The sequence below is a fragment of the Microbacterium sp. nov. GSS16 genome (assembly GCF_028198145.1).
Classification (GTDB): domain Bacteria; phylum Actinomycetota; class Actinomycetes; order Actinomycetales; family Microbacteriaceae; genus Microbacterium.
Window position 1 is genome coordinate 345,439 of sequence record NZ_CP116338.1, and the last position, 24,860, is coordinate 370,298.

Consider the following 24,860-nt stretch of genomic DNA (forward strand, 5'->3'; position numbering starts at 1 on the left):
CGCCGTCGTCGTAGACTCGGACCATGAGCGCATCCGGCGGCACCAAGGCGATCATCGCGGCTTTCCTGGCGAACATGGGCATCGCCCTGGCGAAGTTCATCGCGTGGGCTCTGTCGGGCTCGGCGTCGATGCTCGCCGAGGCGATCCACTCGGTCGCCGACTCGGGCAACCAGCTGCTGCTCATGCTCGGCAACCGCAAGGCGAACCGCGATGCCGACCGAGCGCACCCGTTCGGATACGGCCGTGAACGGTACGTGTCGGCCTTCGTCGTGTCGATCATCCTGTTCTCGCTCGGCGGACTGTTCGCCGTGTACGAGGGCGTGGAGAAGATCGTCGACCCGCACGAGATCGACCAGACGTGGTGGTGGCTTCCGCTCGCCGTGCTGCTGATCGCGATCGTGCTCGAGGCGACGTCGCTTCGCACCGCGGTGCGCGAGAGCAACGCGGTGCGTGAGCCCGGCCAGTCGTGGATCTCGTTCATCCGCCGGTCGAAGGCTCCCGAGCTGCCCGTCGTGCTGCTCGAAGACACCGGCGCCCTCATCGGCCTGACCTTCGCCCTCTTCGGCGTGGGGCTCACCCTCGTCACCGGCAACCCGCTGTACGACGCGCTGGGCACGCTGATGATCGGCCTGCTGCTGATCCTGATCGCGATCGTCCTGGCGATCGAGACGAAGAGCCTTCTCATCGGCGAAGGCGCGAACCGAGCCGACCACGACAGCATCGTCGACGCCATCGTCGGCGGACCCGACGTCGAGAAGCTCATTCACATCAAGACCCTGTACCTCGGCCCCGACGAGCTCATGGTCGCGGCGAAGCTGGCGTTCACGGCCGACAAGACCGTGCGCGAGGCGGCCGCCGACATCGACGAGATCGAGGTGCGGATCCGGGATGCCGTTCCCGCCGCCCGCGTGATCTACCTCGAGCCCGACGTGTATCGTCCGGCACTCGATCCCGAGCCCTCGACCGACGCGTTCGTCTTCCCGTCGTCGGACTGATCCTGTCGGCCGCTTCGGCCAGTCGGCCCATATGGCCGCCTCACCCCGCTCGATGCGACCAGATGGGACCTGCCGACGCCCGGAGGCTAGGCTCGCATCCATGACCGCCGCGGACCTCGATGCGATGCGTCGTGCCCTCGTGCTCGCCGCCGAGGCGGGTGCAGCCGGCGACGTGCCGGTGGGGGCAGTGGTACTGGATGCGCGCGGCGCCGTCATCGGCGAAGGGCGCAACCTCCGCGAGCAGACGCACGATCCGACCGCACACGCCGAGATCATCGCGCTGCGCGCTGCCGCCGAGAAGCACGGCGGGTGGAACCTCGAGCAGCACACCCTCGTGGTGACCCTCGAACCGTGCATCATGTGCGCGGGCGCGATCCTGCAGGCCCGCATCGGCCGCGTCGTGTTCGGCGCCTGGGACGACAAGGCGGGTGCGGCGGGTTCGATGTACGACGTGCTGCGCGACCGGCGCCTGCCCTATCGCGCTGAGGTCGTCGGGGGCATCCGGGCCGACGAGGCGACGGCGCAGCTGCAGGCGTTCTTCGAGACACGGCGCTGAGCGGCACCCGCCGCATCCATCCGCCGCCCGGCGGAGCCGGGAATCTCCCCCGTGAGAGGGATGATGAACCGCCCGCGCGCCCGTAGCGTGAAGACATGGACAACAGCCCCGCGCTCGTGATCATGCTGATGACGCTTCCGGCTCTGATCGGATCGGTGGTCGTGGCGGCGAATGCCAAGCGCATCAACGCCGCCGAGAAGAAGCGCCGCGCCGCCCGTGCTGGTGCCCATACGGTCGGCAAGTAATCTGTACCCATGCGCGTTCATGTGGCCGATCACCCGCTCATCACTCACAAGCTCACCGTGCTGCGGGATGAGAGGACCTCATCTCCGGTCTTCCGTCAGCTGACCGAGGAGCTGGTGACGCTGCTCGCCTACGAGGCGACGCGTGACGTCAAGGTCGAACCGATCGAGGTGAAGACCCCGGTCACGACGACGACGGGGGTGAAGATCGCCGAGCCGCGTCCGATCGTCGTGCCGATCCTGCGCGCCGGTCTCGGGATGCTCGAGGGCCTCGTCAAGCTGATCCCCACCGCCGAGGTCGGATTCCTCGGCATGGTGCGCGATGAAGAGACCTTCGAGCCCACGACCTACGCCGAGCGCCTGCCCGACGACCTCAGCGACCGGCAGTGCTTCGCCATCGACCCTATGCTCGCCACGGGCGGTTCGCTGGCGGCGGCGATCCAGTTCCTCTTCGATCGCGGTGCGAAGAACGTGACGGCGATCTGCCTGCTCGGCACCCCCGAGGGCGTCGCGGCGATCGAGAAGATGGTCGGCGACGCCGAGGTGACGCTCGTGCTCGGCGCTCTGGACGAGCGCCTCGACGAGAAGGGCTACATCGTGCCCGGACTCGGCGACGCGGGCGACCGCCTGTACGGCACCGTCTGATCCCGCCTCGGCAAGCCCGCCCGGCTCGACGCGCTCGTCCGCCTTTGTCGGCGCTGATCCTGGGCGTCAAGGGGGTGGAGTCGGCCACGACGGCCGACGATCATCACGTCATGACACGGGATGTCGAACAGAACCAGACGGCGGGCACGGACGACGACACCGAGGCGGTGGAGCAGGTCGTCGAAGAGGTTCGCGACGACATCAGGCACGGCCAGGTCGACGACGACGTCAGCAACGTTCTGGAAGAGCGTTTCGACGAGGCCGGCGTGCGGCTGCGGCCCGAGGCGATCGACGACCTGGCCGAAGACATCGAGAACGACGTCTCGATGTGACCACGCCTCCCGCATCCATCCGCGGGCGACCACGCGATCGTTGACCGAGCGCGACCCGAACGGGGCGACGCCGAGGTCATTCGCGATCGGCGCCCACGAGATGCGCGAAGGCGCTCAGTCGCGCGACGCCCTCGGGTGTCCAGGGCAGGTCGTCGAGCAGCGCCGGCGAATGCACGAGATAGGCGACGCTCTTCGCCCTCGAGATGGCGACGTTGAGCCGGTTCTGCAACAGCAGGAACTCCGGTCCGCGCGGCGCGTCGCGCCCGCTGGACGCCGCCAGCGAGGTGATCGAGACGACCGCCTCCTTGCCCTGGAAGTTGTCGACCGTGCCGACCGCGACATCGCCGTACCCAGCCGCGGACAGCTCGTCGTGGATGAGCTGCTTCTGCGCGTTGTAGGGAGCGACGACGATGATGTCGGGCTGCTCGAGCGGGCGCGGCGGGTCGTCGCACATGCCGTCGACGTACCTGCGCCCGATGAGATCGCGCACGATGCGCACCACCTCGGAGGCCTCCTCGGCCGACTGGGTCGCGTTGCCGCGGTGCCGCACGGGCACGACGTGCAGGCCCGGTTCGACGCCGTCGACGAGGCGCTGCTCGGCACCCGCCGCCGATGCCAGCCGGCTCGCGTACGACAGTCGGGAGACGGGCGCGGCCACCGCCGGATGCATGCGCCACGACTGAGGAAGGAAGTAGCCGTAGTGCGGGTCGATCACCGACGAGCCGTCCATCACCCAGCCGAGCGCGGATGTGTCGACCGGCTCGGGGTGCGTGCCCTGACTGACCTGCGGAAGCTGCTGCGGGTCGCCGAGCAGCAGCAGCCTCTTCGCACCGGCGGCGACGGCGATGGTGGAGGCGAGGGAGAACTGGCCGGCCTCGTCGATCACCAGCAGATCGAGACCCTTCCGGTCGACCCGCCGGGTGTTGCTGAAGTCCCAGGCTGTCCCGCCGACGACCGCGCCTTGCTGCGCGTGCTCAGCGAGGAAGGCCGCCATGCCGTCTTTGCGCATGACCGTGAACGCGGGCGCAGCGGCATCCGGGTTCTTAGGCGCCTTCGCGACCTGCTCTGCCGGGACCCCGGCTGCGACGACGCGTTCGAGCAGGTTCTCGACGATGGCATGCGACTGCGCGACGACCCCGATGCGGTAGCCATGCTCACGCACGAGCCGCGCGATCACGTGCGATCCGGTGTACGTCTTGCCGGTGCCGGGAGGCCCCTGCACGGCGAGGTAGCTGTCGTCGAGATCGAGCACGGCGCGCACGATCGCGTCGACGACATCGCCGTCCTCCTCCACCGGGGGCACCACCCCGCCGGAGACGGTGCGCGGCGCGACGCGGCGCAGGATGTCGGTGGCGGCGTCGTTCGGGAAGACGGGCGCCGCGTGATGCAGAGCGGCCGCCCACTCCTCGATGGCCCCCTGCTGCGAGAGCACGTTCGGCGGCGCGGCGGGCGCCAGGGCGAGCGGCAGCTCTTCCCACACCTGGCCCTGCACGGTGCGCTCGCGCACGATGTAGCCGTCGTCGAGCACCTCGACGATCTCGACCTCGTGCGGCACGTGGATGACGCGCGCGGGTGCGGGCGCGTCGAACGGTGTCGGCACCCCGTATAGCGCGAACGGCCGCCCTCCGACGCCGAGCGTGCTGCCGGGTGCGACCTCGCCGCGCAGCCGAACCAGCCTGGTCTGGGCACGACGACCCTCGTCGACCGCCCAGTCGGCGTCGACGCGGCTGACCGTCGCATCGATGCGCAGCACGTCGCGCGTGGACTCCCACATCGACACCGGTTCACGCAGTCGCTGGAAGTGCCCCTGCCAGAAGCTCTTCGCCTCACGCGGGTGGTAGTCGATCGCCGCAGCCGCGACCCGGTACGACGCCGCACTCGCCTCGTCGCCCGCGCGGCCCGCCTCGGTCTGCAGCGCGAGCGACAGCGGCGACGGCTCGTAGGCCCGCGTCTCGGGGTCATCCGGCGGAGCGGGGACGACGCCGGCCTCTCTGGCGAGGCCGATCAGCCAGTCGCGCAGTCGTCTGGTCGACACGCAGTCGTAGCGGTTGTAGTCGGCGAGGTCATCGAGAATGGCCTGCGCCTCGACCTCCCGACCGGATGCGCGCAGTTCGCGCGCCTGCACGTACTGGACGATCGAGTCGTCGCCCTTCTGCACGTCGCTCGTGCGCACCTCGTTACCCATGTAGAGCGGCTCGAGCTTCTTGATCGAGTACGAGCGCGATCCGATGCGCACCGAGCGCAGCACGATCGGGTACAGGTCGACGAAGACGCCTTCGCGCAGCAGCCGGTCGACGTCTGCCTCTCCGACGCCGTGCCGCGCCGCCATCGCCGAGAGGTGCGAGGTCTCGTACGGCGCGTAGTGGTAGATGTGCATGTCGGGATGCGTCTGCCGTCGCAGCTTCACGAACTCGAGGAAGTCGAGCAGCGCAGCCCTCTCGTCGGCGAACGTATGCGCCCAGAGAGCCGAGTACTGCTCGGCGTTGTCGGTCCACCCGAACAGGTAGTCGATGCCCCACCGCGGGATCTCACCAGGCGCAGCGGGCTCGGTGTAGAGCGGGTCGCCCTCGAAGTCGAAGAACAGATCGCCCCGACTGGGGCGCGGCATCAGCCCGATGGCGTTGGCAGAGACGAGTTCGAACGGCGGGATGGCGTCGGACTCGCCTGACACCCCCGCCTGTAGTCGCGCCTGTGCGCGCAGCGCGGTGAAGGTATCGGCGTTCATCCCTTCTGGCGCGTCTGCCGCGGCGGCGAGATCATCGATCGAACGGATGCCCGCTGTGCGCAGTCGCTGTCGCTGCACCGGACGCATGCGAGCGACCATCAGCAGGTCACGGTGCGCCGTCACCTGCTCGTCGCACGTCGCGCAGCGCCCGCAGGCGGTGATGTGCAGATCGCCGCGGTCGTCGCCCCAGGCCAGCGGCTCGCCCGCGACGCCGTCGGCGACGCGCCGGTCGGAGATCAGGCTGCGCAGGCGTGCCCGGCGCACATGGAACAGGGGAAGCAGGTCGTCGACTCGGTGCGTGCTCATCGTTCCGTCACCGAGGATCAGATCGACCTCGTCGGAGCGGGGGATGCCCAGCCGATCGAGCTGATCGACATATGCGCCGAGCTGCATGAGAGCGGTCGCGCGCGCCGTGCGGGCGAGCTTCGAGTCCTGCACTCGCCAGCGCCCGACACTCTCTCCGGGCAGCGGCTCGTCGCGCGCGATGAAGTCCGCGAACCCGACGAACTCGGGAGTCGAGAAGGCTGCCTGGAACACCAGCGAGGCATCCGACCGCAGCGCGCGCGCTGTGGCCTCGACCGTGGCGGCCAGCTCACCGGCATCCGCCGAGGAGACCTTCGGCAGAACGACCACGCCGGGACCGCCGTCGACCGACTCCCCCAGTTCGATGATGTACCGCTCGAGAACCTGCTCCTCATGGCGGTCGCCGAGACGCGCGGCCCGTTCGAGCGTGGCATCCTCAGGCTCTGCCACAGCGGGAACACGACCGAGCTTCGCATCGAGCGCGCGCGCCCACGCGAACTCGCACTCCGCCGCCAGCTTCAGGTCGCTGGCGCTCCACACGACCCGATTCTCCGCTGCGATGACCCGCACGATGCCCCTCTCCCTTGCCTGCCTTCGACACTATCCGCAGGCTCGGACATCACCGGGCGCCCGGTGCTCAGCGCGGGTGCTCAGCGCCACCACCCGTCGGCCGGAGCGACGGGGAGATGCCGCTTGTGTCGGGACGCGAGGTACTTCTGCTCGATGATCGCGGCGGCCGCCGGCTCGATCTCCCGGCCCTCGAGGTAGTCGTCGATCTGCTCGTACGTGAGGCCGAGCTCGTCCTCGTCGGAGCGCCCGGGCATGCCGTCGAGCAGATCGGCGGTGGGCACCTTCGTGTAGAGGTGCTCGGGGGCACCGAGCTGTTTGAGCATCGCACGGCCCTGGCGTTTGTCGAGCCCGGCGAGCGGGACGAGGTCGGCCGCTCCGTCGCCGAACTTCGTGTAGAAGCCGGTCACCGCCTCGGCGGCATGGTCGGTGCCGATCACGAGCAGCCCGTCGTGACCTCCGAGCGCGTACTGCACCACCATCCGCATGCGGGCTTTGATGTTTCCGCGGTTGAAGTCGCTGATGCTCGCCCCCAGCCCCTCCTCGAGGTCGCGCTCGAGCCCGTCGACGCCGTTCTGGATGTTGACCGTGACCGAGCGATCGGCCGCGACGAAGTCGATCGCCGATTCCGCGTCCGCGGCATCCGCCTGCACGCGGAACGGCAGACGCACCGCGAGGAACGTCGCCTCGCCTCCCTCTGCTCGCACCCGCTCGACGGCGAGCTGCGCCAGCCGACCGGCGAGGGTCGAGTCCTGGCCGCCGGAGATGCCGAGCACGAACCCCTTCGCGCCGGTCGCGCGCAGGTAGTCGACGAGGAATCTGATCCTCTTCTCGTTCTCGGCCGCGGGGTCGATCTCGGGCTTCACGCCCAGGTCTTCGATGATCTGCTGCTGCATGGTCATGGCGCCTCCTTCGTCGGTACCAGTCTCCCCCAGCTGAGAGGATGGCAGCGTGAGACTTCTCGTCGCCGCCCTGGCATCCGAACTTCAGGCCTTCCCCGCCGAGCTCCCCGGCTTCGACCGGCTGGTGACCGGCCCCGGCAAGCTCATGGCCGCCTACGGGCTGACCCGCGCACTCGACGCGAAGCGCTATGACGAGATCGTCGTGGTCGGCACCGCCGGCGCGGTGGACGACTCGGTCGAGTCGGGGATCTACGACGTGAGCGCGGCGATCCAGCACGACGTGCAGGATCTCGACGGCGTGGTCGGACAGCACGTGTCGCTGCCCTCGCGGGTCGAGACCGGCCGTGACGGCGTGACCATCGCGACGGGCGACATCTTCGTGGACGACGCCGACGCCGTGGCGCGCATCCGTGGACTCGGCGGCGTGCTCGTCGACATGGAGACGTTCTCGTTCATCTGGGTGGCGCAGAAGTTCGACGTGCCGATCCGGGTGATGCGCGTCGTCTCGGACCGCGCTCAAGACGGCGCGACGCAGGTGTGGGATGACGTCGTCGCGGCGTGCAGCGCGAAGCTTTGGGAGCACATGCGCAGCGAGTACCCGCTCTGATCAGCTCGATCGCCGCGGCGCATCGATGACGCTGTGCCCGTCGGGCAGCGTGCGCACGCTGAGCTGAGCGGGAATCTGCTCCTGCATCGCCTCGACGTGGCTGATCACCCCGACGGTGCGCCCGCCCTGGCGCAGCTCGTCGAGCGTGCGCATCGCCGTCTCGAGCGTGTCGGCGTCGAGCGAGCCGAATCCCTCGTCGATGAAGAGCGTGTCGAGCCGGATGCCGCCCGCGCGGGCTGTGACGACTTCGGCCAGCCCGAGCGCCAGCGCGAGCGACGACAGGAACGTCTCACCCCCGGAGAGGGACTTCGCGGGCCTCGTCTGCCCGGTGAACGCGTCGAACACGACGATGCCGAGCCCGGATGCCGCGCCGCGCGCTGCGAGCGCGTCGGAGTGACGCAGCTGGTAGCGGCCGTCGGACATGTCTTGCAGGCGCAGGTTGGCGGCGGCGACGATCTCTTCGAGCTCGGCCGCGAGCACGAACGTCTCGAGGTTCATCTTGTGCGTGTTGCCTGACCGGCCGGCGAGCGCGTCGGCCAGACCTCGGATCACCTCGAACTCGGCGGCCTGCTCGGCCGATGCCTCGTGGGCGTGAGCGGCGGAGTCGACGGTCGCGGTGAGGCCCCTCTGCACGCTGCGCGCCTGACTGTCGGCGTCGACGGCATCCTGCCAGGCGGCGCGGGCACGCAGCGCCTCCTGTTCGGCGGCCGCGAGGTCGATCGGCTCGTCGGGAAGCATGCGCATCTCGAGGTCGAGCAGGAGCGCACGTTCTTTCGTCACGTCCACCGCGTAGGCAGTGATGCGCTCGTCGAGGGCCGAGAGCTCCGAGGCGCCGAGCATGGCCTGCTCAGCCTCGGTCGCGTCGTCGAAGACGGAGGCTTCGAGCGCTTCGGCGAGCTCGGCGACTGCGGCGCGCTCGTGCTCGGCGGCGTCCGCGTGCGCCTGGATCGCGTCGGCGGCCGCGGTGGCGAGCGCGATCTGCTCTCGTGCCTCGGCCAGCCGGTCGGCGACCGTGTCGTGATCTCCCCGAGCGCGCTCGATCGCGGCGTCGGCGTCGGCGCTGCGCTGCTCGGCGAGCGACAGCTCGGTGCGGCATGCGGCGAGCGCCTCGGATGCCGCTGTCCGGCGCCGTTCAAGGTCTGCGAGACTGCGCTGCAGCCCGTCGAGCCTGTCGCTGAGCTGCCCGGCGCGTGCGGCGGCGGCTGCCGCGGCATCGCGGGCGGCGAGGGCCTGGGCGAGCTGTGCGCTCGCGTCGTCGACGCCGAGTCCGCCGGAGCGCTCGACGGCGGCGGCGAGTTCGGCGGTGCGCTCGGCGAGGGCGCGCGATGCGGCGCGCTCGGCGGTCGTGGCCGCGTCTCGCGCGACCTCGGCGGCGGCGATGTCGTCGGCCGACACCGGGTCGGCGTGCGCGGCCGGAGCCGGGTGCGCGGTCGAGCCGCACACGGCGCAGGGCTCGCCGTCGACGAGGGCCGTGGCGAGTTCGCCGGCGTAGCCGTCGAGACGGCGCCGGCGCAGCTGCGCGAGCTCGCCTTGAGCGCGGGTGTGCGCATCGGACGCGTCGGACTCGGTCGACGCCGCTGCGGCCACCGCCGCACGCAGCCGCTCGGCATCGACGGCGCCCGCGTGCTGCTTCTCGGCCAGCGCCACGGCCTGAGTGGCGCTGCCGAGCTGGTCGCCGTCGCGTCGGGCCGCGTCGCGCTCGGTGGTCAGCGCGTCGATCTCGGCCGGAAGCGCGTCGCGCTCGGCCTCGAGGGCGGCGAGCGCATCGGTCGCCGCGGTCGCCGCGGTCTGCGCCGCCATCAGGTCTGCGGCGCGCCGGGCTGCACCGGCCTCGAGCTCGGCTGCCTGCTGCCAGGCACCGCACTCTCGAGTGCGCTCGGATGCCAGCTCGCGGTACTCGACGGCGCGTATGCGGTCGGGTTTCGCGCGGTGCGCGGCAGCGTCCGGTCGGGTCGCCTTCTGCGCAACCGCTTCCTGGTCTGTGCGAAGGGGATCCGCGGCGGCGACGGCTCGCTGCTCGGTCTGCGCTGCGGCGGCTCGAGCGACGGATGCCCGGGTCGCCGCGACGATGAGAGGGCGCAGAGCTGCGGCCGCGCGGGCGCGATCACGCCGAGTCGTGGCATCCGCGATCTCGTCTGCCTGCGCGTCCAGCGCCGCCAGCGCCGAGCGCGCACGTTCGCGCTCGGATTGCGCCTGACGCTGCTCTTTCAGTGTCGTCAGCGCCGCGTCGGCCGACGCCAGCGCCTTCTCGGCAGCATCCCGCTCGGCACCGAGCCGCTCGACACGGTAGTCGGCGCGGGCGATGGCGAGGCGAAGATGCTCGATCCTGGCATCCGTCGTCTCAGGCGAGGCAGCCGCATCGTCGCCCCACAGCTCGGCGTCGGCGACGATGCGCTCGGCCTCGTCGAGGCGCGCGTCGACCGACGCTCTGCTGCCGCCGAGCGCGCTCTCGGCCTCGCGCCGATGCTCGTCGAAACGCGCCTGGTAGTCGGCGAACCGCTCGGTGCCGAACAGGCGGCGCAGCAGCGCCTGGCGTTCGCGACTGTCGGCGAGCAGGAAGTCGGCGAACCTGTTCTGCGCGAGCAGGATGACCTGCAGGAACTGCTCTTGGGTGAGCTGGAGGATCTCATTCAGCTCGTTCGCGACGTCGACGGCGCGAGATGCGATCCCCACCCAGCCAGCGTCCGTGAGCTCTTCCAGCGAGACTGCGGCGGCCTGCTTGGTGAGCCCTCCGCCGCGCTTGGCCGGTCGCTGGTACTCGGGCGAGCGCGCGACGCGATACCGGCCGGCGACCGTGCTGAACTCGACGACGACCTCGGTGATGTCGTCGGGTTCGCAGTGGTCGCTGCGCAGCCGCCTCTCGCCGCCCTTCTCGTAGCGGGGCACTCCGCCGTACAGTCCGAAGCAGACCGCGTCGAGGATGCTCGACTTGCCGGCGCCCGTCCGCCCCGCGATCAGGAAGATGCCGTCGTCGGCGAAAGCGTCGAAGTCGATGCTCTGGCGCTCGCGGAATGGCCCGAACCCCTCGATCTCGAGGCGATGCAGCTGCATCAGACGAGCGCCTCGGCACGCACCCGGTCATCGAGCACCTCGCGGATCAGCTCGGCTTCGCGGTCGGTCGCTCCCTGTCCAGCGCGCACGTGCTCGAGGAACGCCTCGATGCGGTCGGCGTCGCTGACCGCGGCGCGCAGTCGCTGCGTGTAGGAGCGCTCGTGGGCGACATCCGCCCCCTCGGGCTGGTGCTGCACCAGCGCACAGAACGGGAACCGCTTGCGCAGCCGCCGCATCGGCTCGTGCTGCGGCACGGCGTCGGTGTAGATCGCGCACACCCAGTCATCGAAGTGACGGGCGGCGTTGTCGTCGCTGAGGATCTCGTCGAGCGGCCCGGTGAGAGTCACGAGGGCGCGCGGTACGGGCAGATCGAGCCACTCCACCGTCGCGAGGCCATCGGCATCGAGGTCGACCAGCCACGAGCCGCGCTGCTTGTGCTGCTCGCCGAAGCTGTAGTGCAGCGGCGCGCCCGAGTAACGCACCCGGTCACTCAGCTGCTGGCGGCCGTGGATGTGCCCGAGGGCCACGTAATCGGGGCCGTCGAAGCCGGCCAGGGGCACCATGTCGAGACCGCCCTGGCGCACCTCGCGCTCGAGCCCTGCGGTCACCTCGACGCCCGCGGCAAAGCAGTGGGCGACCGCGACCGATCGACCGGCGTTGGTCGCCATGCCCTCGCGCACCAGATCCATGGCGTGCTGCATCACCTGCGCCTGGGTGCGCAGCGCGCGCTCGTCGTCGTTCCAGTGCTGCCGCACGATCGCCGGCTCGAGATACGGGATGCCGAAGAAGTGCACCGGGCCGTGCTCGTCGTGCACGGTGACGGGGGTCGAGATCGCGCGCGGATCGGTGAGCACGTGGATGCCGTCGCGCAGCAGACGGGAGTGGAACCCCAGCCGGGCGGCGGAGTCGTGGTTGCCGCTCGTCATGACGACGGTGGCGCCCGTCTCATGCAGTGCCAGCAGCGCGTCGTCGAGAAGCGTGTACGCGGATGCTGCCGGCGTGGCCGAATCGAACACATCGCCCGCGACGATCACCACGTCGACCGCGTGCTCACGCACCTGCGCGACCAGCGCGTCGAGCACCTCGGCCAGCGCCTCGAGCGTCGAATGCCCGTGGAACGTGCGGCCGATGTGCCAGTCGGAGGTGTGCAGGATGCGCATACCCACACGGTACGTACCGCCTCCGACATCGCGTCCGAGGCGTGCCGCGCTCCGCTCACCCCGGGCGCTCGGGCGAGCTGCCACCCGCCGCGACTCAGCGGCGCCGCAGCAGATGCCGCTTGTCGGGATGCGCGTCGAACCAGTCGGCGACGTACCAGCACACGGGGTCGATCCGGCGGTCGCCGCGAGCCTCGATCTCGGCGACGGCGCCCGCCACCACCCTGGCGGCATATCCGTGCCCGCGGTGCGTCGGGATCGTGTACGCCCGGGTCATCGCGACGGTCGTGCCGTCGTCGCGATAGTCGAGCACGCTTACCAGTTCGCCGTCGCGCGTGAGAGTGCAGCGCGAGGCATCCTTCTCGTCGAGGAACACGAAATCGGCGGCATCCGGGGTTGAACTCACCCCACAACGTTACGTCGTGTTTCACAGGCAGGATTGTCACGTTTTGACATGGAAGGTCTCAGTGGGAAATAATCGCCCCCATGACCACCAACGCAAGCCCTCTGTCCGCCCAGGAGGCGAACGGGACTGCCGGGATGATGATGCCCGGTCGCGTTGGCATGTGTTGCCGAATGTGTTGCTAAGGCGCAACCACCCAGCCTGACTCGCTGAATTCTCCTCGATCTGAGGACGAGTCTCTGAGCGCCCACCCTTCGCGCTCATCACCCCACCGGCTCCGCCCGGTCATTCGTGCAACGCATCCCGAGCCCCTCGGCTCATATCCGTGAAGGATCCATCATCATGTCGAACACCGCCCTCCTCGAGCGTCCCGTCACCGCCCCCGTCCGCGTCGTCTCCCCCGCAGACGCCGCCGCCGATCTCCCCTCCGTCCGCTCGCCGCGCGGATTCGCGCTCTACGTCGGCATCGACGAGATCAAGGCCGCATCGGCCGGCGTGAGCCTCCCCGTGCTCGTCGACGCGCTGCGCCGCACGCTCGCCGAGCTCGCTCCTGGCGCCGAGACGCACGCCACCGTCGCCCTCGCGCCGCAGTCGGCCGGCGGCCGCGACCTCGACGTCGTGCGCCTCGCCCTGCACGAGCCCGGCGCGATCGCCCGTGCCAACGCCGCTGTAGAGGAGGAGAAGGACGAGGAGTCCGGCGTGGTCGTCGACATCTCCCGCAAGCGCGTGCTGCTCGACGGCGAGTCCGCCTCGTTCACCTACAAGGAGTTCGAGCTGCTGCAGTACCTCGTGCTTCGCGAAGGCCGCACCATCGAGCGCAGCGAGCTCGTCTCGGCCCTGTGGCAGGCGTCGTCCGACGAAGAGGCGCCCGGCGAGCGCACCATCGACGTGCACGTGCGTCGCCTGCGCGCCAAGCTCGGCCGCCACGAAGACATCGTGCGCACCGTGCGCGGCGTCGGGTACCGCTTCGACCGTCACGCCGACGTGTCGATCCGCTACGGTCACGGCGCCCCCTCGCCCGACCGCTTCTGACGCTTCTCCTCGGCGCCTTCACTTCCGCCGAGACCCCCGCTTGCTGCTGATACCCCCAGGTACGGGCGTTCGCAGCAGGGGGTGTCGGCGACAGTTAGGGGTCTCGGCGCTTCGGCCGATGCCGAGAGACGATGTCAGGGGCGCCGCGTAGGGTTCTGGCATGACCCTGATGACGGATGCTCCCGCGCCTGCGCGCGAGAGCGTCTACCGGCCGGGGCATCCGCTCGACCTGCATCGCACGGTCGGGATGCTCCGCCGCGGCGGGTCCGATCCCGCGATGATCATCGACGGCGGACGCATCTGGATGGCTTTCCGGACGGATGCCGGGGTCGCCACCCTCTGTCTCCGGCAGGCCTCCGGCGAGGTGCACGCAGCCGCCTGGGGCCCGGGAGCCGCAGAGGCGCTCGACACCGTTCCGCGGCTCTGCGGCTCGGACGACGACGATTCGGGGTTCGTCGTCGGCCACGCCAGGCTCGAGGACGTCGCGCGGCGGCACCCGGGCATCCGGATGGCGCGAACCGATCGTGTCTTCGACGCCCTCGTCTGCGCGATCATCGAGCAGAAGGTCACTGGCATGCAGGCGTTCGGGGCGTGGCGGTACCTCGTGAGCCGATTCGGCGAGCGCGCGCCCGGCCCGACCCCGCGGCCCATGTTCGCCTCCCCCTCACACGAGGTGTGGCGGGGGATTCCGTCGTGGCAATGGCACCGGGCGGCGGTCGAGCCGCCGCAGTCGCGCACGATCGTCGCCGCCGCGCGGCGCGGCGCCAGCGTCGAGCGCGCGACTCTCGCCGCAGTCGACGGGGCCGACCGCGACCGCGTGCTGACGAGCCTGCACGGCGTCGGTGCGTGGACCTCCGCCGAGACGCGCATCCGTGCGCTGGGCGACCCCGATGCCGTCAGCGTCGGCGACTATCACCTCGCGCACGAGGTCGGCTTCGCGCTCACCGGTCACCGCACCGACGACGACGGGATGCTCGAGCTGCTCGCCCCGTGGACCGGGCACCGGCAGCGCATCATCCGGCTGATCTGGGCATCCGGATCCCGCGAGCCGCGCCGCGGCGCCCGCCTCGCCCCCGAAGACCACCGCGGCCACTGAGCCTCAGCGGTGATACGCCGCGAAGCGGCCGCTCGGCGCCTCGCCGACAGAGACCGCAGCACCCTATCGTCCCGCTTCCGGCGAGACTTGTGCTCCAGCACGAGACAGCGCTTCGGAGGGCCAGTCTCGTGCTGGAACGGAAGTCTCGCGGTGCCCAGGGGCAGGAACAGCCCGCTCAGTAGTACACGGCCAGTGGCCCGTGCGGGCCGTCGATCACCTGCACCGGAGTCTCGAACACGCGGGTGAGCACCTCGCCGGTCATGATCTCCGCCGGGGTGCCGAACTCGACGACCTGGCCGTCCTTCATCGCGCAGATGCGGTCGGCGTAGTGACCGGCGAAGTTGATGTCGTGCAGCACGATCACGATCGTGCGCCGCAGCTCGTCGGCCGCGCGGCGCAGCTGCGCCATCATGGTGACCGTATGCTTCATGTCGAGGTTGTTCAGCGGCTCGTCGAGCAGCACGACGTCGGTGTCCTGAGCGAGCACCATCGCCACATACGCACGCTGGCGCTGCCCGCCGGACAGCTCGTCGAGGTAGCGGTGCTCGAGCAGGCCGAGGTCGAGGAAGTCGATCGAGCGGCTGATGATCTCTTCATCGGCGCGGGTCAGTCGCCCCTTCGAGTGCGGGAAGCGACCGAAGCCCACCAGCTGACGCACCGTCAGCCGGGTGACGAAGTGGTTCTCCTGCCGCAGGATGGACACGACCTTTGCGAGGTCGGCCGACTTCGTCAATGCCACGTCGAAGCCGGCGATCTCGATGGATCCGGCATCCATCCCCATCAGCCGTCCGACCATGGTGAGCAGCGTCGACTTGCCGGCGCCGTTCGGTCCGATGAGGGCGGTGATGCCGCCCTCGGGGATGACGAGGTCGACGGGGCCGATCGCGACCTCGCTCGAGTAGTGACGACGCACATCCGAGATGGTGATCACAGGCGGCCCTTCCGGAGGATGACGATGAGGAACACGACGCCGCCGACGAGCTCGATGATGATCGAGACGACGCCCTGCGCATAGAAGACGTTGCGCATCACGAAGTACGCGCCCGACAGGATCGTGAAGGCCGTCAGCACGGCGACCGGGAACACGAGGCGGTGATCGTCGGAGCCGGCGAACTGGTAGGCGAGTGTCGCGACGAGGAAGCCGAGGAAGGTCATCGGCCCGACCAGCGCCGTCGAGGTCGCCATCAGCACGGCGACGAGGAAGAGCGTAACCATCAGCTCGCGCCGGTGGTTCACGCCGAGGGCGTTGGCGGTGTCGGCGCCCAGCGCCATCACGTTGAGGCGCCGGGCGCGCATCCACAGCAGAGCGGATGCCGTGACGCACAGCGGCACGGCGACGGGCAGGTACGACGGATCGGCGTTCGAGATGTTGCCGAACAGGCGCGCGGCGAGCACGTCGAACTCGCTCGGGGTCAGCAGCCGCTGCATGAAGGTCGCGATCGCACCGAGACCCCCGCCGATCACGATGCCGATGAGCAGCATGATCTGCAGGTTGGCGTAGCGCCCGGTGAGCAGCCAGCCGTAGAGCAGCATCGCCAGGGCGACCATGACGGCGATCTGGATGCCGAACTGCAGCAGCCCCTGCATGGCGACGAGCCCGGCGATGCCGAACAGGTACACCGATGATGTCTGCACCGCGCGGTACAGCGACTCGAACCCGAGGATCGAGGGCGTGACGATGCGGTTCGTCGCCACGGTCTGGAAGCTGACGGTCGCGACCGCCTGGCACACCGCGACGATGATCATGACGAGCACGTTCGTGAACCGCAGCTCGGCGATGCGCCAGAAGCCTGGGGTGCCGAAGGGCATCGGGTTCTCCCAGGCGAGCAGGCCCAGACCGAACGCGAGAGAGAGCACGATCAGGATCGTGAGCGCGATCGCATAGCGACGCCGGCTCGCGGCATCCGGGAACAGACCCGACGTCCGGCGCGACGCGACGGGCGGGACCGTCTCAGCCACCCGCCTAAGCACGACGACGCTGCCTGAGCAGGAGGAGCACGAACACGACCGCGCCGACGATGCCGAGGATGAGCGAGACCGGCACCTCGAACGGCATCACGATCGTGCGGCCGATCAGATCGCAGAGCGTGACGATGCCGATGCCGAGCAGGCACACCCACGGCAGATTGCTGCGCAGGTCGTCGCCGCGCATCATCGAGACGATGTTGGGCACGATCAGGCCGAGGAACGGCAGATTTCCCACGACGACGGTGACCACGCCGGTGACCACGGCGATGAGGGCCGTGCCGAGCAGCATGATGCGGTCATAGTCGAGTCCGACGTTGGTGGCGATCTCCTCCCCCAGTCCCGCGACGGTGAGCCTGTCCGCGACGACGAACACGATCACGCCGACGACGGCCACGATCCAGAGCATCTCGTACTGACCTCGCAGCACCGAGGTGAAGCTGCCCGCGAACCAGACGCCGAGGCTCTGCAGCGTGTTCGTGGCGAGGGCGAGGTAGGTCGACACGGCCCCGACGACCGCGCCGAGCATGATGCCCACGATCGGCACGATCAGCGACGAGCGCAGCGACACCCGCTTGAGGAAGAGGAAGAAGATCATCGTGCCGATGAACGCGGCCACGACAGCGCCGGCCATGCGCAGCGGCAGGGAAGGCTGCGGCACCACCACCATGACCGTCAGCAGGCCGAGCCCGGCCCATTCGGTGGTGCCCGTGGTGGTCGGCTCGACGAAGCGGTTCTGCGTCAGCAGCTGCATGACCAGTCCCGCCATGGCCATCGAGGCGCCGGCGAGCACGAGCGCGACGGTGCGAGGGATGCGGGTGATCTGGAACATCTCGGCGCCGTCGGCGGCGCCCGCGATGTCGTAGACGCCGGTGAACAGCGAGGCGACGAGAAGGGCGGCGACGACGAGAATGCCGATCAGCAGCTTGCCGTCGAAGAGGCGTCCGCGGGTCGCCGCGCCCGCCCTCGCGGCAGGGGCGGGGCGGGGCTCAGTGGTAGGGACGTTGCGTGTCATGATGCGGTGCGCGGTGGCATCCGGAACCTGCCGGATGCCACCGCGCCGGTGTCACTTCTCGGACTTCTCGAGCGCGTCGGCGAAGTCGTTGAGGAACTCGGTGTAGGTCTGGATGCTCTCGTTGAGGTAGGTGTCGGTGGGCATGTAGACGATCTGGTCGCCCTTGACGGCGGTGACGGATGCCAGCGCCTCGGAGCTCTCGAGGATCTCGGCGGCCTGCTTGTAGTTGGGCTCCTGGTCGGCGAACACGGCGTCGCGGTCCATGACGAGGATCCAGTCGGGGTTCGACTCGGCGATGGCCTCGACCGAGATGTCGTCGCCCTGGTGATCGTCAGTGGCGCCCTCGACCTCGAGCGCGGGGGTGAGGCCGAGGATGTCGAAGATCGGTCCGAGCGTGCGCCCGACCTGAGGGGCGATGTAGCCGATCTCGCCACCGGAGGTGGTGACGGCCATGACCTTGTCCGCGTCGTCGTAGGCGTCCTTGGCACGGGCGACCGCGGCGTCGAAGTCGTCAACGAGCTTCTTGGCCTCCTTCTGCTTGCCGAACACCTCGCCGAGCACGGTGACCTGGCGCTTGAGCTCGTCTTCGAAGGGCTCACCCTCGCGCGGGTCGAGCTCGAGGATCGTCGCGTCCGGCACGAGGCTCGCAAGCTTGTCGTGGTGCTGGGTGAAGCGCTGGCCGTTGATGATCAGGTCGGGCTCGACGGCGACGACCGACTCGAGGTCGGGCTCGTTGTGGTTGCCGAGATCGATGATGTCCTTATCGGTCTTGTAGTCGACGGTCGTGGGCATGAGGGCGACAGCTCCGGCGCTGAGCTCGATGCCCCAGTCGCTGAGGGTCTGGAACGTGCGGTTGTCGGTGGCGACGACCGACTTCGGCGGGGTGGAGATCTTGTGCGTGCCGTTGTTGTCCTCGACGGTGACGGTCGTGGCCTTCGGGGTGGCCTTCTCGGCTTCGGCGGCAGGCTGGGTGGCGCAGCCGGTGAGGGCGAGGACGCCGATGAGACCGAGGGCGGTCACGCCGAGGATTCGGGGCATGGACATGGAGAGTCTCCTGTTCTGCGGGGAAAGTGCGCGAGATGCGCGGAAGCGAGTCCGTCCTCCTCGCGACTTAGGTTAGCCTTACTTTATGAGCGATGTGAAATCCGGTTTCTCGATCGAACGGCAGGGCCTCGATCTGCGCTTCCGCGCGGCGACTCTCGCCGCACGCGAGTGGCTCGCGCCGAGCTACGTGCGTGTCCGCCTGACCGGAGCCGAGCTCGCCGGCTTCACGTCGCTCGGCGCCGACGACCACATGCGCCTGTTCTTCGCATCCGAACCGACCGAATCGGTTGACGAGCTGCGCGCCTCGCCGAGCCGCGAGTACACCCCGCTCGCGTGGGGTGAGGACTGGCTCGACGTCGAATTCGCCGTGCACGGGGGCGAGGGCGTAGGGACCCGGTGGGCGGCATCCGCTCCCGTCGGCTCGTTCATCGGCGTCGGCGGCCCGCGCGGATCAGCGGTGCTGACCGGTACGCCCGGATCGTGGCTTCTCGTCGGCGACGAGACGGCCATTCCGGCGATCCGGCGATTCGCCGCCATGATCTCTGCGGACGCGCCGGCACGCATCGTCGTCGAGGTCGTCTCGGATGCCGACCAGGTCGAGATCGACGCGCCGGTCGCCGTCGAGTGGCTGCATCGCGGCAACGCGCCGGCGAGCTCATCGCTGATCGCCTTCCTCGACTCTCTCGGCGAGGCGGATGCCGTGGGCGCCGACCCCTTCGTCTTCATCGCCGCCGAGCAGCAGATCGTCAAGCCCGGCCGCGCGCTGCTCGCCCGCTGGGGCGTCGACGTGTCGAAGGCCGTCGTGAAGGGCTACTGGAAGCGCGACGAGGCGGAGCACCACGCCCCGCACTGACGCTCCATCTTGCGCGAGACTTGGTTTCCAGCAGGAGACCGATGCTCTGCACGTGAGTCTCGTGCTGGAGCGCAAGTCTCGGGCATCCGCTGAGGTCGCAACGCATGCGACAGACTGAACGCATGCCTGCGCGGACTTCTCTGGTGCAGCCCGTGCTCGCCGTAGCCGATCGCTTCGACGCGCACCCGGCTGAGCCGAGCGGCACGGGTGTGCTGCTGCTCGCCGGCTCCAGTGGTCGCGTCGAGACTGGTCGGGCCGAGTTGCTGGCGACGCACGGCGCGCGAGTGCGCGCGATGCGTTGGTTCGGCGGGGAGGATCAGCGGCCAACTCCACATGAGGTGCCGATCGAGCTGTTCATCGAGCAGATAGGCATTCTGCGCCGGGACTGCGACCGCGTGATCGTGTTCGGAACGTCCTTCGGCGCAGAGGCGGCGCTGGTGACGGCGACACTCTGCTCGGTCGACGCCGTGATCGCCGCAGCTCCGACCTCGGTCGTGTGGGCGGGTGCACACGACGGCGCCTGGTCGTCGCACTGGACACTCGCCGGTGACCCGCTGCCGTACGTGCCCTTCGATCACGACTGGATTCCGGACGGCGACCCGCCCGTGTTCCGAGAGCTGTACGAATCGAGCATGCAGCGCTCCCCCGAGAAAGCGGCGGCAGCCCGCATCCCCGTCGAGAGGATCGGCGGTGAGGTGCTGCTGATCGTCGGAAAAGATGACTTGGTCTGGCCATCCGGCCGCTTCGCGCAGCAGATAGTCGCTGCGAGGAGGGTCGCGGGGCTCGTCACCTCGCTCGTCTCGCATCCGGATGCCGGACACCGGCTGCTGCTGCCCGGCGAGGAGCCCGCGACCGGCGGAACGCGGATGGCCCGCGGTGGGACGCCGCACGCCGATGCCGAGCTCGGCGAGCGGGCATGGCCGGAGATCCTCCGGGTTCTCGACCCGCGCTCGGTCTGAGCGCTGCGCGAAACGCAGGAGATCTCACGAAACGCAGGAGGGATGCCTGGAATCGCTCCTGCCGGTTTCGTGGAAGAGGCCAATGGCATCCGGATCGAGATCATGCACAACCCACCGGCCTGAACGGCAGTTGCGCCCAGGCTCGCCCTGGAAGAATGGACCGGTGAGTCTGTTCGCCTTCGGTCCGTCGCGTGGCCCACGCTGGCAGCTCGGACTGCAGGCGGCCCTCGGTCTCGTGGTGCCTATCGCCGTGATGACGCTGCTGGGGCAACCGATGTTCGGATACATCGCCGCGTCCGGAGCATTCACGGTGCTGTTCGTGGGAGCGCTGCCGGTCGTGGAGCGAGCCGTCATGCTGCCCTTCGTGGCGGCCGGGCTCATCGTCTGCGCGGCGCTCGGCGTCGCTGCCGCACATGCTCCCCTGATGATCGGCATCGGTCTGGTGCTCGTGGCGATCGCGAGCGCAGCTCTCGCCTTCGGATACCGGCTGGGCCCGCCGGGCCCGCTGTTCTTTGTGCTCGTCTTCGGCCTGTCGGCCACGGTGGTGCGCTCGGCTCCGATCACGCCCCTCGGATACATCGCCGCGATCAGCGCGGGATGCGCGTTCTCGTACCTGGTCGCCGTGTCGCCGCTGCTGCTGGCGCGGGTCCGCGCCCGTCAGCCCCGTCCGCTGCGCGACCTCTTCCCCGGCCCGTCGTGGGATGCGGATGCCCGGATGCTGGTGCTGCGCGTCGTGCTCGTGAGCGTGCTCGGCGTGATCGTGAGTCTCTTCCTCGACCCTGCGCGTGCATACTGGATCGTCGGCGCGGCTGTCGCTGTGATCGGCATAGCGTCGAGCAGGCGCGCGGCGATGCAGCGCGCGCTGCACCGGATGCTGGGAACCGTCGCCGGAGCCGGCGTCTATGCGCTGCTCGCACTGTTGCACCCGAGCGGACTGTGGCTGGCGGCGCTGCTGGGTGTGCTGCAGTTCTCGATCGAGCTGGTCGTCGTGCGCCACTACGCGCTCGCGCTGACGCTCATCACCCCGCTGGTGCTTCTTCTTCTCGGCGCCGCGACGGGAAGCACGGGCGACATGTCGATCGCGATGGAGCGCGTGGTCGACACGCTGGCCGGCGCTGCCCTCGGCGCGGTCTCGGGGCTGCTGCACCCTCGCGAACAGCCGCGCGACTGATCAGCGCAGCGCGTGCTCCGCGACGTACGCCCGCAGCGACTGCTCGTCGTCGGCCATCTCGGTCACCCGCTGCGGAGCGGCCATCATCTCGCGCAGCTCGGGCGAGAAGTCCAGCTCGACGCCGATCGCCTCAGTGATCGTCTCGGCGAACTTCTCGGGTTTCGCCGTCTCGAGCACGAGCATGGGCACCTCGGCTTCGACGTATTCACGAGCGACCTTCACGCCGTCGGCGGTGTGCGGGTCGATGATGTCGCCGGTCTCGTCGTACACCGAGCGGATCGTGGCGAGCCGATCGGCGTGCGTCGACGTGCCGCTGACGATGCCGAACTCGCCCTCGAAGCGCTCCCGCTCGGCCGAGAAGTCGATCGCGCCGACGGCGTCGAGGGCATCCCACGCCGCGACGACCCGAGCCGCGTCGCGGCCGACGAGGTCGAAGATGAACCGTTCCAGGTTCGACGCCTTCGAGATGTCCATCGACGGGCTCGACGTGGCGTGCGTGTCGGCAGCCGAGCGCGGACGGTAGACGCCGGTGCGGAAGAACTCGTCGAGCACGTTGTTCTCGTTCGCCGCGAGCACCAGGCGGCGGATCGGCACGCCCATGCCCTTGGCGAAGAAGCCGGAGAGGATGTTGCCGAAGTTGCCCGACGGCACCGTGAACGACACCTCGAAGCCGGAACGGAACTCGGGTTCGACGGCATCCGTCACCCGAAGCCACGCCCAGAAGTAGTAGACGACCTGGGCCGCGATGCGACCGAGGTTGATCGAGTTGACGGCGCCGAGGTTCTGCGCCCGCTTGAACTCGAGGTCGCCTGCGAGCTTCTTCACGAGGTTCTGGCAGTCGTCGAAGACCCCGTCGACCGCGATGTTGTGCACATTCTCGTCCTGCAGCGAATACATCTGAGCTCGCTGGAACGAGCTCATCCGCCCCTGGGGCGAGAGCATGAACACCGACACGCGCTCCTTGCCGCGCAGGGCGTGCTCTGCCGCCGAACCGGTGTCGCCCGAGGTCGCACCGACGATGTTCAGCACACGGTCCTTCTTCTCGAGCACGTACTCGAGCACCTGGCCGAGGAACTGCATCGCCATGTCCTTGAACGCCAGCGTCGGTCCCTCGGAGAGGCCGACGATCGTGAGACCGCCGCCGATCGAGCGCAGCGGCACGACCGCATCCGGGAAGCCGGCGTAGGCCGCCGCCGTCATGCGCGCGAGGTCTTCGCGGGGGATGTCGGTCGCGAACAGCGAAAGCACCTCGGTCGCGAGCTGCGGGTAGGTGAGGGCGCGCCAGCGCTCGAGCGTCTCGGCGTCGACCTGCGGCAGCTGCTCGGGCACCGCCAGCCCGCCGTCGGGCGCGAGCCCCTCGAGCAGCGTCTCACTGAACGGCTGCGGCTGCATGCCGCCGCGGGTGGAGATGTACAGCACGAGGGCTCCTCGGGTCGTCGGGGTCTCCATTCTCGCAGGATCGCCACGACGGCGAGGCCGGATGACGCCTGTCACACATCGGCCGCCGCTCCCGACACAGAGGTGAAGGCATCGATCGGATGCCCCGCAGAGAGGATCATCATGACCAGGATCGACATGGCTCGCACGAACAAGCTCGGCTACGCCGCCGTGATCGGGATGGAGGCGTACTCGAGCAGGGCGGTCGAGAAGCGTCTGTACGAACTGATCAAGCTGCGCGCCTCGATCCTGAACGGCTGCGGGTTCTGCGTCGACATGCATGCGACGGCCGGCGCGAAGCACGGCATCCCGCAGCGGACCATGCACGCGGTCGGCGCCTGGCAGCACGCCCGCAACCTCTTCGAGCCGAAGGAGCTCGCCGCTCTCGCGCTGACCGACGCGATCACCGAGCTCGGCCCCGACACGGTGACCGACGAGATCTGGGATGCCGCGGCCGCGCACTTCGACGATGCGCAGCTCGGCGCGATCGTGATGGCGATCTGCACCATCAACGTGTGGAACCGCATCGCGATCGCGACCGAGATGGCGCCGCCGGTCGACGACAAGCACCCGATCGTGTGAGCACGGCAGCAGTCGGCGAGCACGGCAGCGACCCGGCGCGAGGGACGGTAGCGTGAGCGACGTGACCGTCGCCACCCCCGCCGCGCTGGCCTGGGACGCAGAGCGCGGCCGGCTTCTCGGCATCGCGTACCGGATGCTCGGCGATTTCGGCCACGCGGAGGACGTCGTCTCGGAGGTCGCGATCGAGGCGCTGAAGGCGGAGCGGACGGATGCCGGCGCGGTGCGGTCGTGGCCTGCGTGGCTGACGACGACGTGCGTGCGCCGGTCGATCGACAGGGTGCGATCGCTGGTCGCCGTGCGCGAGGAGTACGCCGGTCACTGGCTGCCGGAGCCCGTGTCGACCGATCGGCTGCCGGAGGATGCGGTGGCCGATCGCGAGCTGCTGTCGCTGACTCTGCTGCACCTCGCCGAGCAGCTCTCGCCCGAGGCGCGCGCCGCCGTCGTCCTTCATCGCGCGTACGGCATGACCGCGGGCGAGATCGGCGAGATCCTCGAGAAGTCGTCGGCGGCGGTGCGGCAGCTGATCTCGCGGGCGGAGCGGCGGCTGCAGATCGACGAGCACTCCCCTGCACCACGGGCAGCCGACCCTGCGGCGCTCAGCGCGCTGCTGTCAGCCGTGCAGCACGGCGACCTCGACACCCTGCTCGATCTGCTGACCGACGAGGCGATCCTGTGGACGGACGGCGGAGGTGTCGTCGCCGCGACCCGCAATCCCATCTTCGGCGCCGAGAAGGTGCATCGCTTCTACGTCGGTGTTCGGGAGAAGACGGCGAAGTTCGCGCCGGAACTGCCGTTCTCGATCAGCCCCATCGAGGTCAACGGCGAGTCCGCCCTCGCGCTCACCCACAGTGGTCGCACCGACGTGCTGACCCTCGAGTTCGACAAGGAGGGCCGGATCCGGGGCATCCGGCAGGTGTCCAACCCGCACAAGCTCACTCGAGTCTTCCCGCTGCAGTCGATCTGAGTCCCACCGACAGAGCTCAGCGGCGTGCCGACAGAACCTCGGCCAGCTCCCGCCACAGGTGACCGATCGACGCGGCGCCGCGCTGCAGCATCCGCAGATCGACGCTCTCGTCGCTGGAATGCCAGTGGTCTTCGGGAAGTCCTGTGCCGAGGAGAGGAGGGGTGCGTCGAAGGTGCGCGTGAGCAGGTCGGCAGGCCCGCCGCCCGCGTTGCCCATCCCTCCGCGCAGGGGCATGTCGTAACGCACTCGAGAGCCCG

23 protein-coding genes are annotated in these 24,860 nt (G+C 69.5%); 13 read left to right on the forward strand and 10 right to left on the reverse strand.

Features of this window, described 5'->3' with window-relative positions:
- Positions 1-23 precede the first annotated feature (23 nt).
- The 5 genes from PGB26_RS01605 (at position 24) to PGB26_RS01625 (ending at position 2,770) form a co-directional block, all read left to right on the forward strand.
- On the forward strand, positions 24-995 hold the full coding sequence (locus PGB26_RS01605) for a cation diffusion facilitator family transporter (RefSeq protein ID WP_271638559.1): 972 nt from the start codon (positions 24-26) through the stop codon (positions 993-995).
- Between the two features lie 100 nt (positions 996-1,095).
- Complete coding sequence (tadA, locus tag PGB26_RS01610) at positions 1,096-1,551, forward strand: tRNA adenosine(34) deaminase TadA (RefSeq protein ID WP_271638560.1); 456 nt, start codon at positions 1,096-1,098, stop codon at positions 1,549-1,551.
- Positions 1,552-1,646: 95 nt separating this feature from the next.
- Positions 1,647-1,796 (forward strand): hypothetical protein, encoded by a 150-nt coding sequence (locus PGB26_RS01615; protein ID WP_177243889.1) that lies wholly within the window; start codon positions 1,647-1,649, stop codon positions 1,794-1,796.
- 9 nt (positions 1,797-1,805) lie between these two features.
- Complete coding sequence (gene upp, locus PGB26_RS01620) at positions 1,806-2,438, forward strand: uracil phosphoribosyltransferase (RefSeq protein WP_271638561.1); 633 nt, start codon at positions 1,806-1,808, stop codon at positions 2,436-2,438.
- A gap of 110 nt (positions 2,439-2,548) precedes the next feature.
- On the forward strand, positions 2,549-2,770 hold the full coding sequence (locus PGB26_RS01625; RefSeq protein ID WP_271638562.1) for a hypothetical protein: 222 nt from the start codon (positions 2,549-2,551) through the stop codon (positions 2,768-2,770).
- 76 nt (positions 2,771-2,846) lie between these two features.
- On the opposite strand, the gene PGB26_RS01630 is transcribed toward PGB26_RS01625, so the two are convergent.
- Together PGB26_RS01630 and nadE are read right to left on the reverse strand one after the other, a co-directional pair.
- Complete coding sequence (locus PGB26_RS01630) at positions 2,847-6,368, reverse strand: TM0106 family RecB-like putative nuclease (RefSeq protein WP_271638563.1); 3,522 nt, start codon at positions 6,366-6,368, stop codon at positions 2,847-2,849.
- 80 nt (positions 6,369-6,448) lie between these two features.
- Positions 6,449-7,267, reverse strand: coding sequence for an ammonia-dependent NAD(+) synthetase (gene nadE / locus PGB26_RS01635; RefSeq protein ID WP_271638564.1), 819 nt, complete (start codon positions 7,265-7,267; stop codon positions 6,449-6,451).
- A 49-nt stretch (positions 7,268-7,316) separates the two neighbouring features.
- Here nadE and PGB26_RS01640 point away from each other — a divergent pair, with 49 nt between their 5' ends.
- The gene (locus tag PGB26_RS01640; protein ID WP_271638565.1) at positions 7,317-7,874 is read left to right on the forward strand and encodes a phosphorylase family protein; all 558 of its coding nucleotides are present in this window, start codon (positions 7,317-7,319) and stop codon (positions 7,872-7,874) included.
- Here PGB26_RS01640 and PGB26_RS01645 read toward each other — a convergent pair whose 3' ends face one another.
- From PGB26_RS01645 to PGB26_RS01655, 3 genes are all read right to left on the reverse strand, one after another.
- On the reverse strand, positions 7,875-10,925 hold the full coding sequence (locus PGB26_RS01645) for an AAA family ATPase (RefSeq protein WP_271638566.1): 3,051 nt from the start codon (positions 10,923-10,925) through the stop codon (positions 7,875-7,877).
- Positions 10,925-12,085, reverse strand: coding sequence for an exonuclease SbcCD subunit D (locus PGB26_RS01650; RefSeq protein WP_271638567.1), 1,161 nt, complete (start codon positions 12,083-12,085; stop codon positions 10,925-10,927). The genes PGB26_RS01645 and PGB26_RS01650 overlap by 1 nt, the downstream gene beginning before the upstream one ends.
- Before the next feature lie 94 nt (positions 12,086-12,179).
- Positions 12,180-12,488: a GNAT family N-acetyltransferase gene (locus PGB26_RS01655; RefSeq protein ID WP_271638568.1), complete on the reverse strand. Its 309-nt coding sequence runs from the start codon at positions 12,486-12,488 to the stop codon at positions 12,180-12,182.
- 339 nt (positions 12,489-12,827) lie between these two features.
- Here PGB26_RS01655 and PGB26_RS01660 point away from each other — a divergent pair, with 339 nt between their 5' ends.
- Together PGB26_RS01660 and PGB26_RS01665 are read left to right on the forward strand one after the other, a co-directional pair.
- On the forward strand, positions 12,828-13,517 hold the full coding sequence (locus PGB26_RS01660; protein ID WP_271638569.1) for a winged helix-turn-helix domain-containing protein: 690 nt from the start codon (positions 12,828-12,830) through the stop codon (positions 13,515-13,517).
- Between the two features lie 160 nt (positions 13,518-13,677).
- Positions 13,678-14,613 carry a DNA-3-methyladenine glycosylase family protein gene (locus PGB26_RS01665; protein ID WP_271638570.1) on the forward strand — a complete coding sequence of 312 codons (936 nt, stop codon included), beginning with the start codon at positions 13,678-13,680 and terminating at the stop codon, positions 14,611-14,613.
- Positions 14,614-14,788: 175 nt separating this feature from the next.
- On the opposite strand, the gene PGB26_RS01670 is transcribed toward PGB26_RS01665, so the two are convergent.
- The 4 genes from PGB26_RS01670 to PGB26_RS01685 are packed head-to-tail and all read right to left on the reverse strand — an operon-like array spanning position 14,789 to position 18,637.
- Complete coding sequence (locus PGB26_RS01670) at positions 14,789-15,544, reverse strand: iron ABC transporter ATP-binding protein (protein ID WP_271638571.1); 756 nt, start codon at positions 15,542-15,544, stop codon at positions 14,789-14,791.
- A complete protein-coding gene (locus PGB26_RS01675) occupies positions 15,541-16,572 on the reverse strand; it encodes an iron chelate uptake ABC transporter family permease subunit (RefSeq protein ID WP_271638572.1) in 1,032 nt (343 codons plus the stop codon). The genes PGB26_RS01670 and PGB26_RS01675 overlap by 4 nt, the downstream gene beginning before the upstream one ends.
- 4 nt (positions 16,573-16,576) lie before the next feature.
- Positions 16,577-17,593 (reverse strand): ABC transporter permease, encoded by a 1,017-nt coding sequence (locus PGB26_RS01680; protein WP_271638573.1) that lies wholly within the window; start codon positions 17,591-17,593, stop codon positions 16,577-16,579.
- Between the two features lie 51 nt (positions 17,594-17,644).
- Complete coding sequence (locus PGB26_RS01685; RefSeq protein WP_271638574.1) at positions 17,645-18,637, reverse strand: siderophore ABC transporter substrate-binding protein; 993 nt, start codon at positions 18,635-18,637, stop codon at positions 17,645-17,647.
- An 85-nt stretch (positions 18,638-18,722) separates the two neighbouring features.
- Here PGB26_RS01685 and PGB26_RS01690 point away from each other — a divergent pair, with 85 nt between their 5' ends.
- The 3 genes from PGB26_RS01690 (at position 18,723) to PGB26_RS01700 (ending at position 21,620) form a co-directional block, all read left to right on the forward strand.
- Positions 18,723-19,490, forward strand: a complete 768-nt coding sequence (locus tag PGB26_RS01690) for a siderophore-interacting protein (RefSeq protein ID WP_271638575.1) — start codon at positions 18,723-18,725, stop codon at positions 19,488-19,490.
- Between the two features lie 122 nt (positions 19,491-19,612).
- The gene (locus tag PGB26_RS01695) at positions 19,613-20,449 is read left to right on the forward strand and encodes an acyl-CoA thioester hydrolase/BAAT C-terminal domain-containing protein (protein ID WP_271638576.1); all 837 of its coding nucleotides are present in this window, start codon (positions 19,613-19,615) and stop codon (positions 20,447-20,449) included.
- Positions 20,450-20,612: 163 nt separating this feature from the next.
- Positions 20,613-21,620 carry an FUSC family protein gene (locus PGB26_RS01700; RefSeq protein ID WP_271638577.1) on the forward strand — a complete coding sequence of 336 codons (1,008 nt, stop codon included), beginning with the start codon at positions 20,613-20,615 and terminating at the stop codon, positions 21,618-21,620.
- On the opposite strand, the gene thrC is transcribed toward PGB26_RS01700, so the two are convergent.
- On the reverse strand, positions 21,621-23,039 hold the full coding sequence (thrC, locus tag PGB26_RS01705) for a threonine synthase (RefSeq protein ID WP_271639712.1): 1,419 nt from the start codon (positions 23,037-23,039) through the stop codon (positions 21,621-21,623). It lies immediately after the preceding gene.
- A gap of 141 nt (positions 23,040-23,180) precedes the next feature.
- Here thrC and PGB26_RS01710 point away from each other — a divergent pair, with 141 nt between their 5' ends.
- A complete protein-coding gene (locus PGB26_RS01710) occupies positions 23,181-23,639 on the forward strand; it encodes a carboxymuconolactone decarboxylase family protein (RefSeq protein WP_271638578.1) in 459 nt (152 codons plus the stop codon).
- Between the two features lie 61 nt (positions 23,640-23,700).
- Positions 23,701-24,603 (forward strand): sigma-70 family RNA polymerase sigma factor, encoded by a 903-nt coding sequence (locus tag PGB26_RS01715; protein WP_271638579.1) that lies wholly within the window; start codon positions 23,701-23,703, stop codon positions 24,601-24,603.
- Positions 24,604-24,860: the final 257 nt, after the last annotated feature.

Bases quoted from the DNA above. Each gene is read 5' to 3' on its own strand.
- PGB26_RS01605 (WP_271638559.1), top strand. From the start codon at position 24: ATGAGCGCATCCGGCGGCACCAAGGCGATCATCGCGGCTTTCCTGGCG.
- tadA (WP_271638560.1), top strand. From the start codon at position 1,096: ATGACCGCCGCGGACCTCGATGCGATGCGTCGTGCCCTCGTGCTCGCC.
- PGB26_RS01615 (WP_177243889.1), top strand. From the start codon at position 1,647: ATGGACAACAGCCCCGCGCTCGTGATCATGCTGATGACGCTTCCGGCT.
- upp (WP_271638561.1), top strand. From the start codon at position 1,806: ATGCGCGTTCATGTGGCCGATCACCCGCTCATCACTCACAAGCTCACC.
- PGB26_RS01625 (WP_271638562.1), top strand. From the start codon at position 2,549: ATGACACGGGATGTCGAACAGAACCAGACGGCGGGCACGGACGACGAC.
- nadE (WP_271638564.1), bottom strand. From the start codon at position 7,267: ATGACCATGCAGCAGCAGATCATCGAAGACCTGGGCGTGAAGCCCGAG.
- PGB26_RS01645 (WP_271638566.1), bottom strand. From the start codon at position 10,925: ATGCAGCTGCATCGCCTCGAGATCGAGGGGTTCGGGCCATTCCGCGAG.
- PGB26_RS01650 (WP_271638567.1), bottom strand. From the start codon at position 12,085: ATGCGCATCCTGCACACCTCCGACTGGCACATCGGCCGCACGTTCCAC.
- PGB26_RS01660 (WP_271638569.1), top strand. From the start codon at position 12,828: ATGTCGAACACCGCCCTCCTCGAGCGTCCCGTCACCGCCCCCGTCCGC.
- PGB26_RS01665 (WP_271638570.1), top strand. From the start codon at position 13,678: ATGACCCTGATGACGGATGCTCCCGCGCCTGCGCGCGAGAGCGTCTAC.
- PGB26_RS01680 (WP_271638573.1), bottom strand. From the start codon at position 17,593: ATGACACGCAACGTCCCTACCACTGAGCCCCGCCCCGCCCCTGCCGCG.
- PGB26_RS01685 (WP_271638574.1), bottom strand. From the start codon at position 18,637: ATGTCCATGCCCCGAATCCTCGGCGTGACCGCCCTCGGTCTCATCGGC.
- PGB26_RS01690 (WP_271638575.1), top strand. From the start codon at position 18,723: ATGAGCGATGTGAAATCCGGTTTCTCGATCGAACGGCAGGGCCTCGAT.
- PGB26_RS01695 (WP_271638576.1), top strand. From the start codon at position 19,613: ATGCCTGCGCGGACTTCTCTGGTGCAGCCCGTGCTCGCCGTAGCCGAT.
- PGB26_RS01710 (WP_271638578.1), top strand. From the start codon at position 23,181: ATGACCAGGATCGACATGGCTCGCACGAACAAGCTCGGCTACGCCGCC.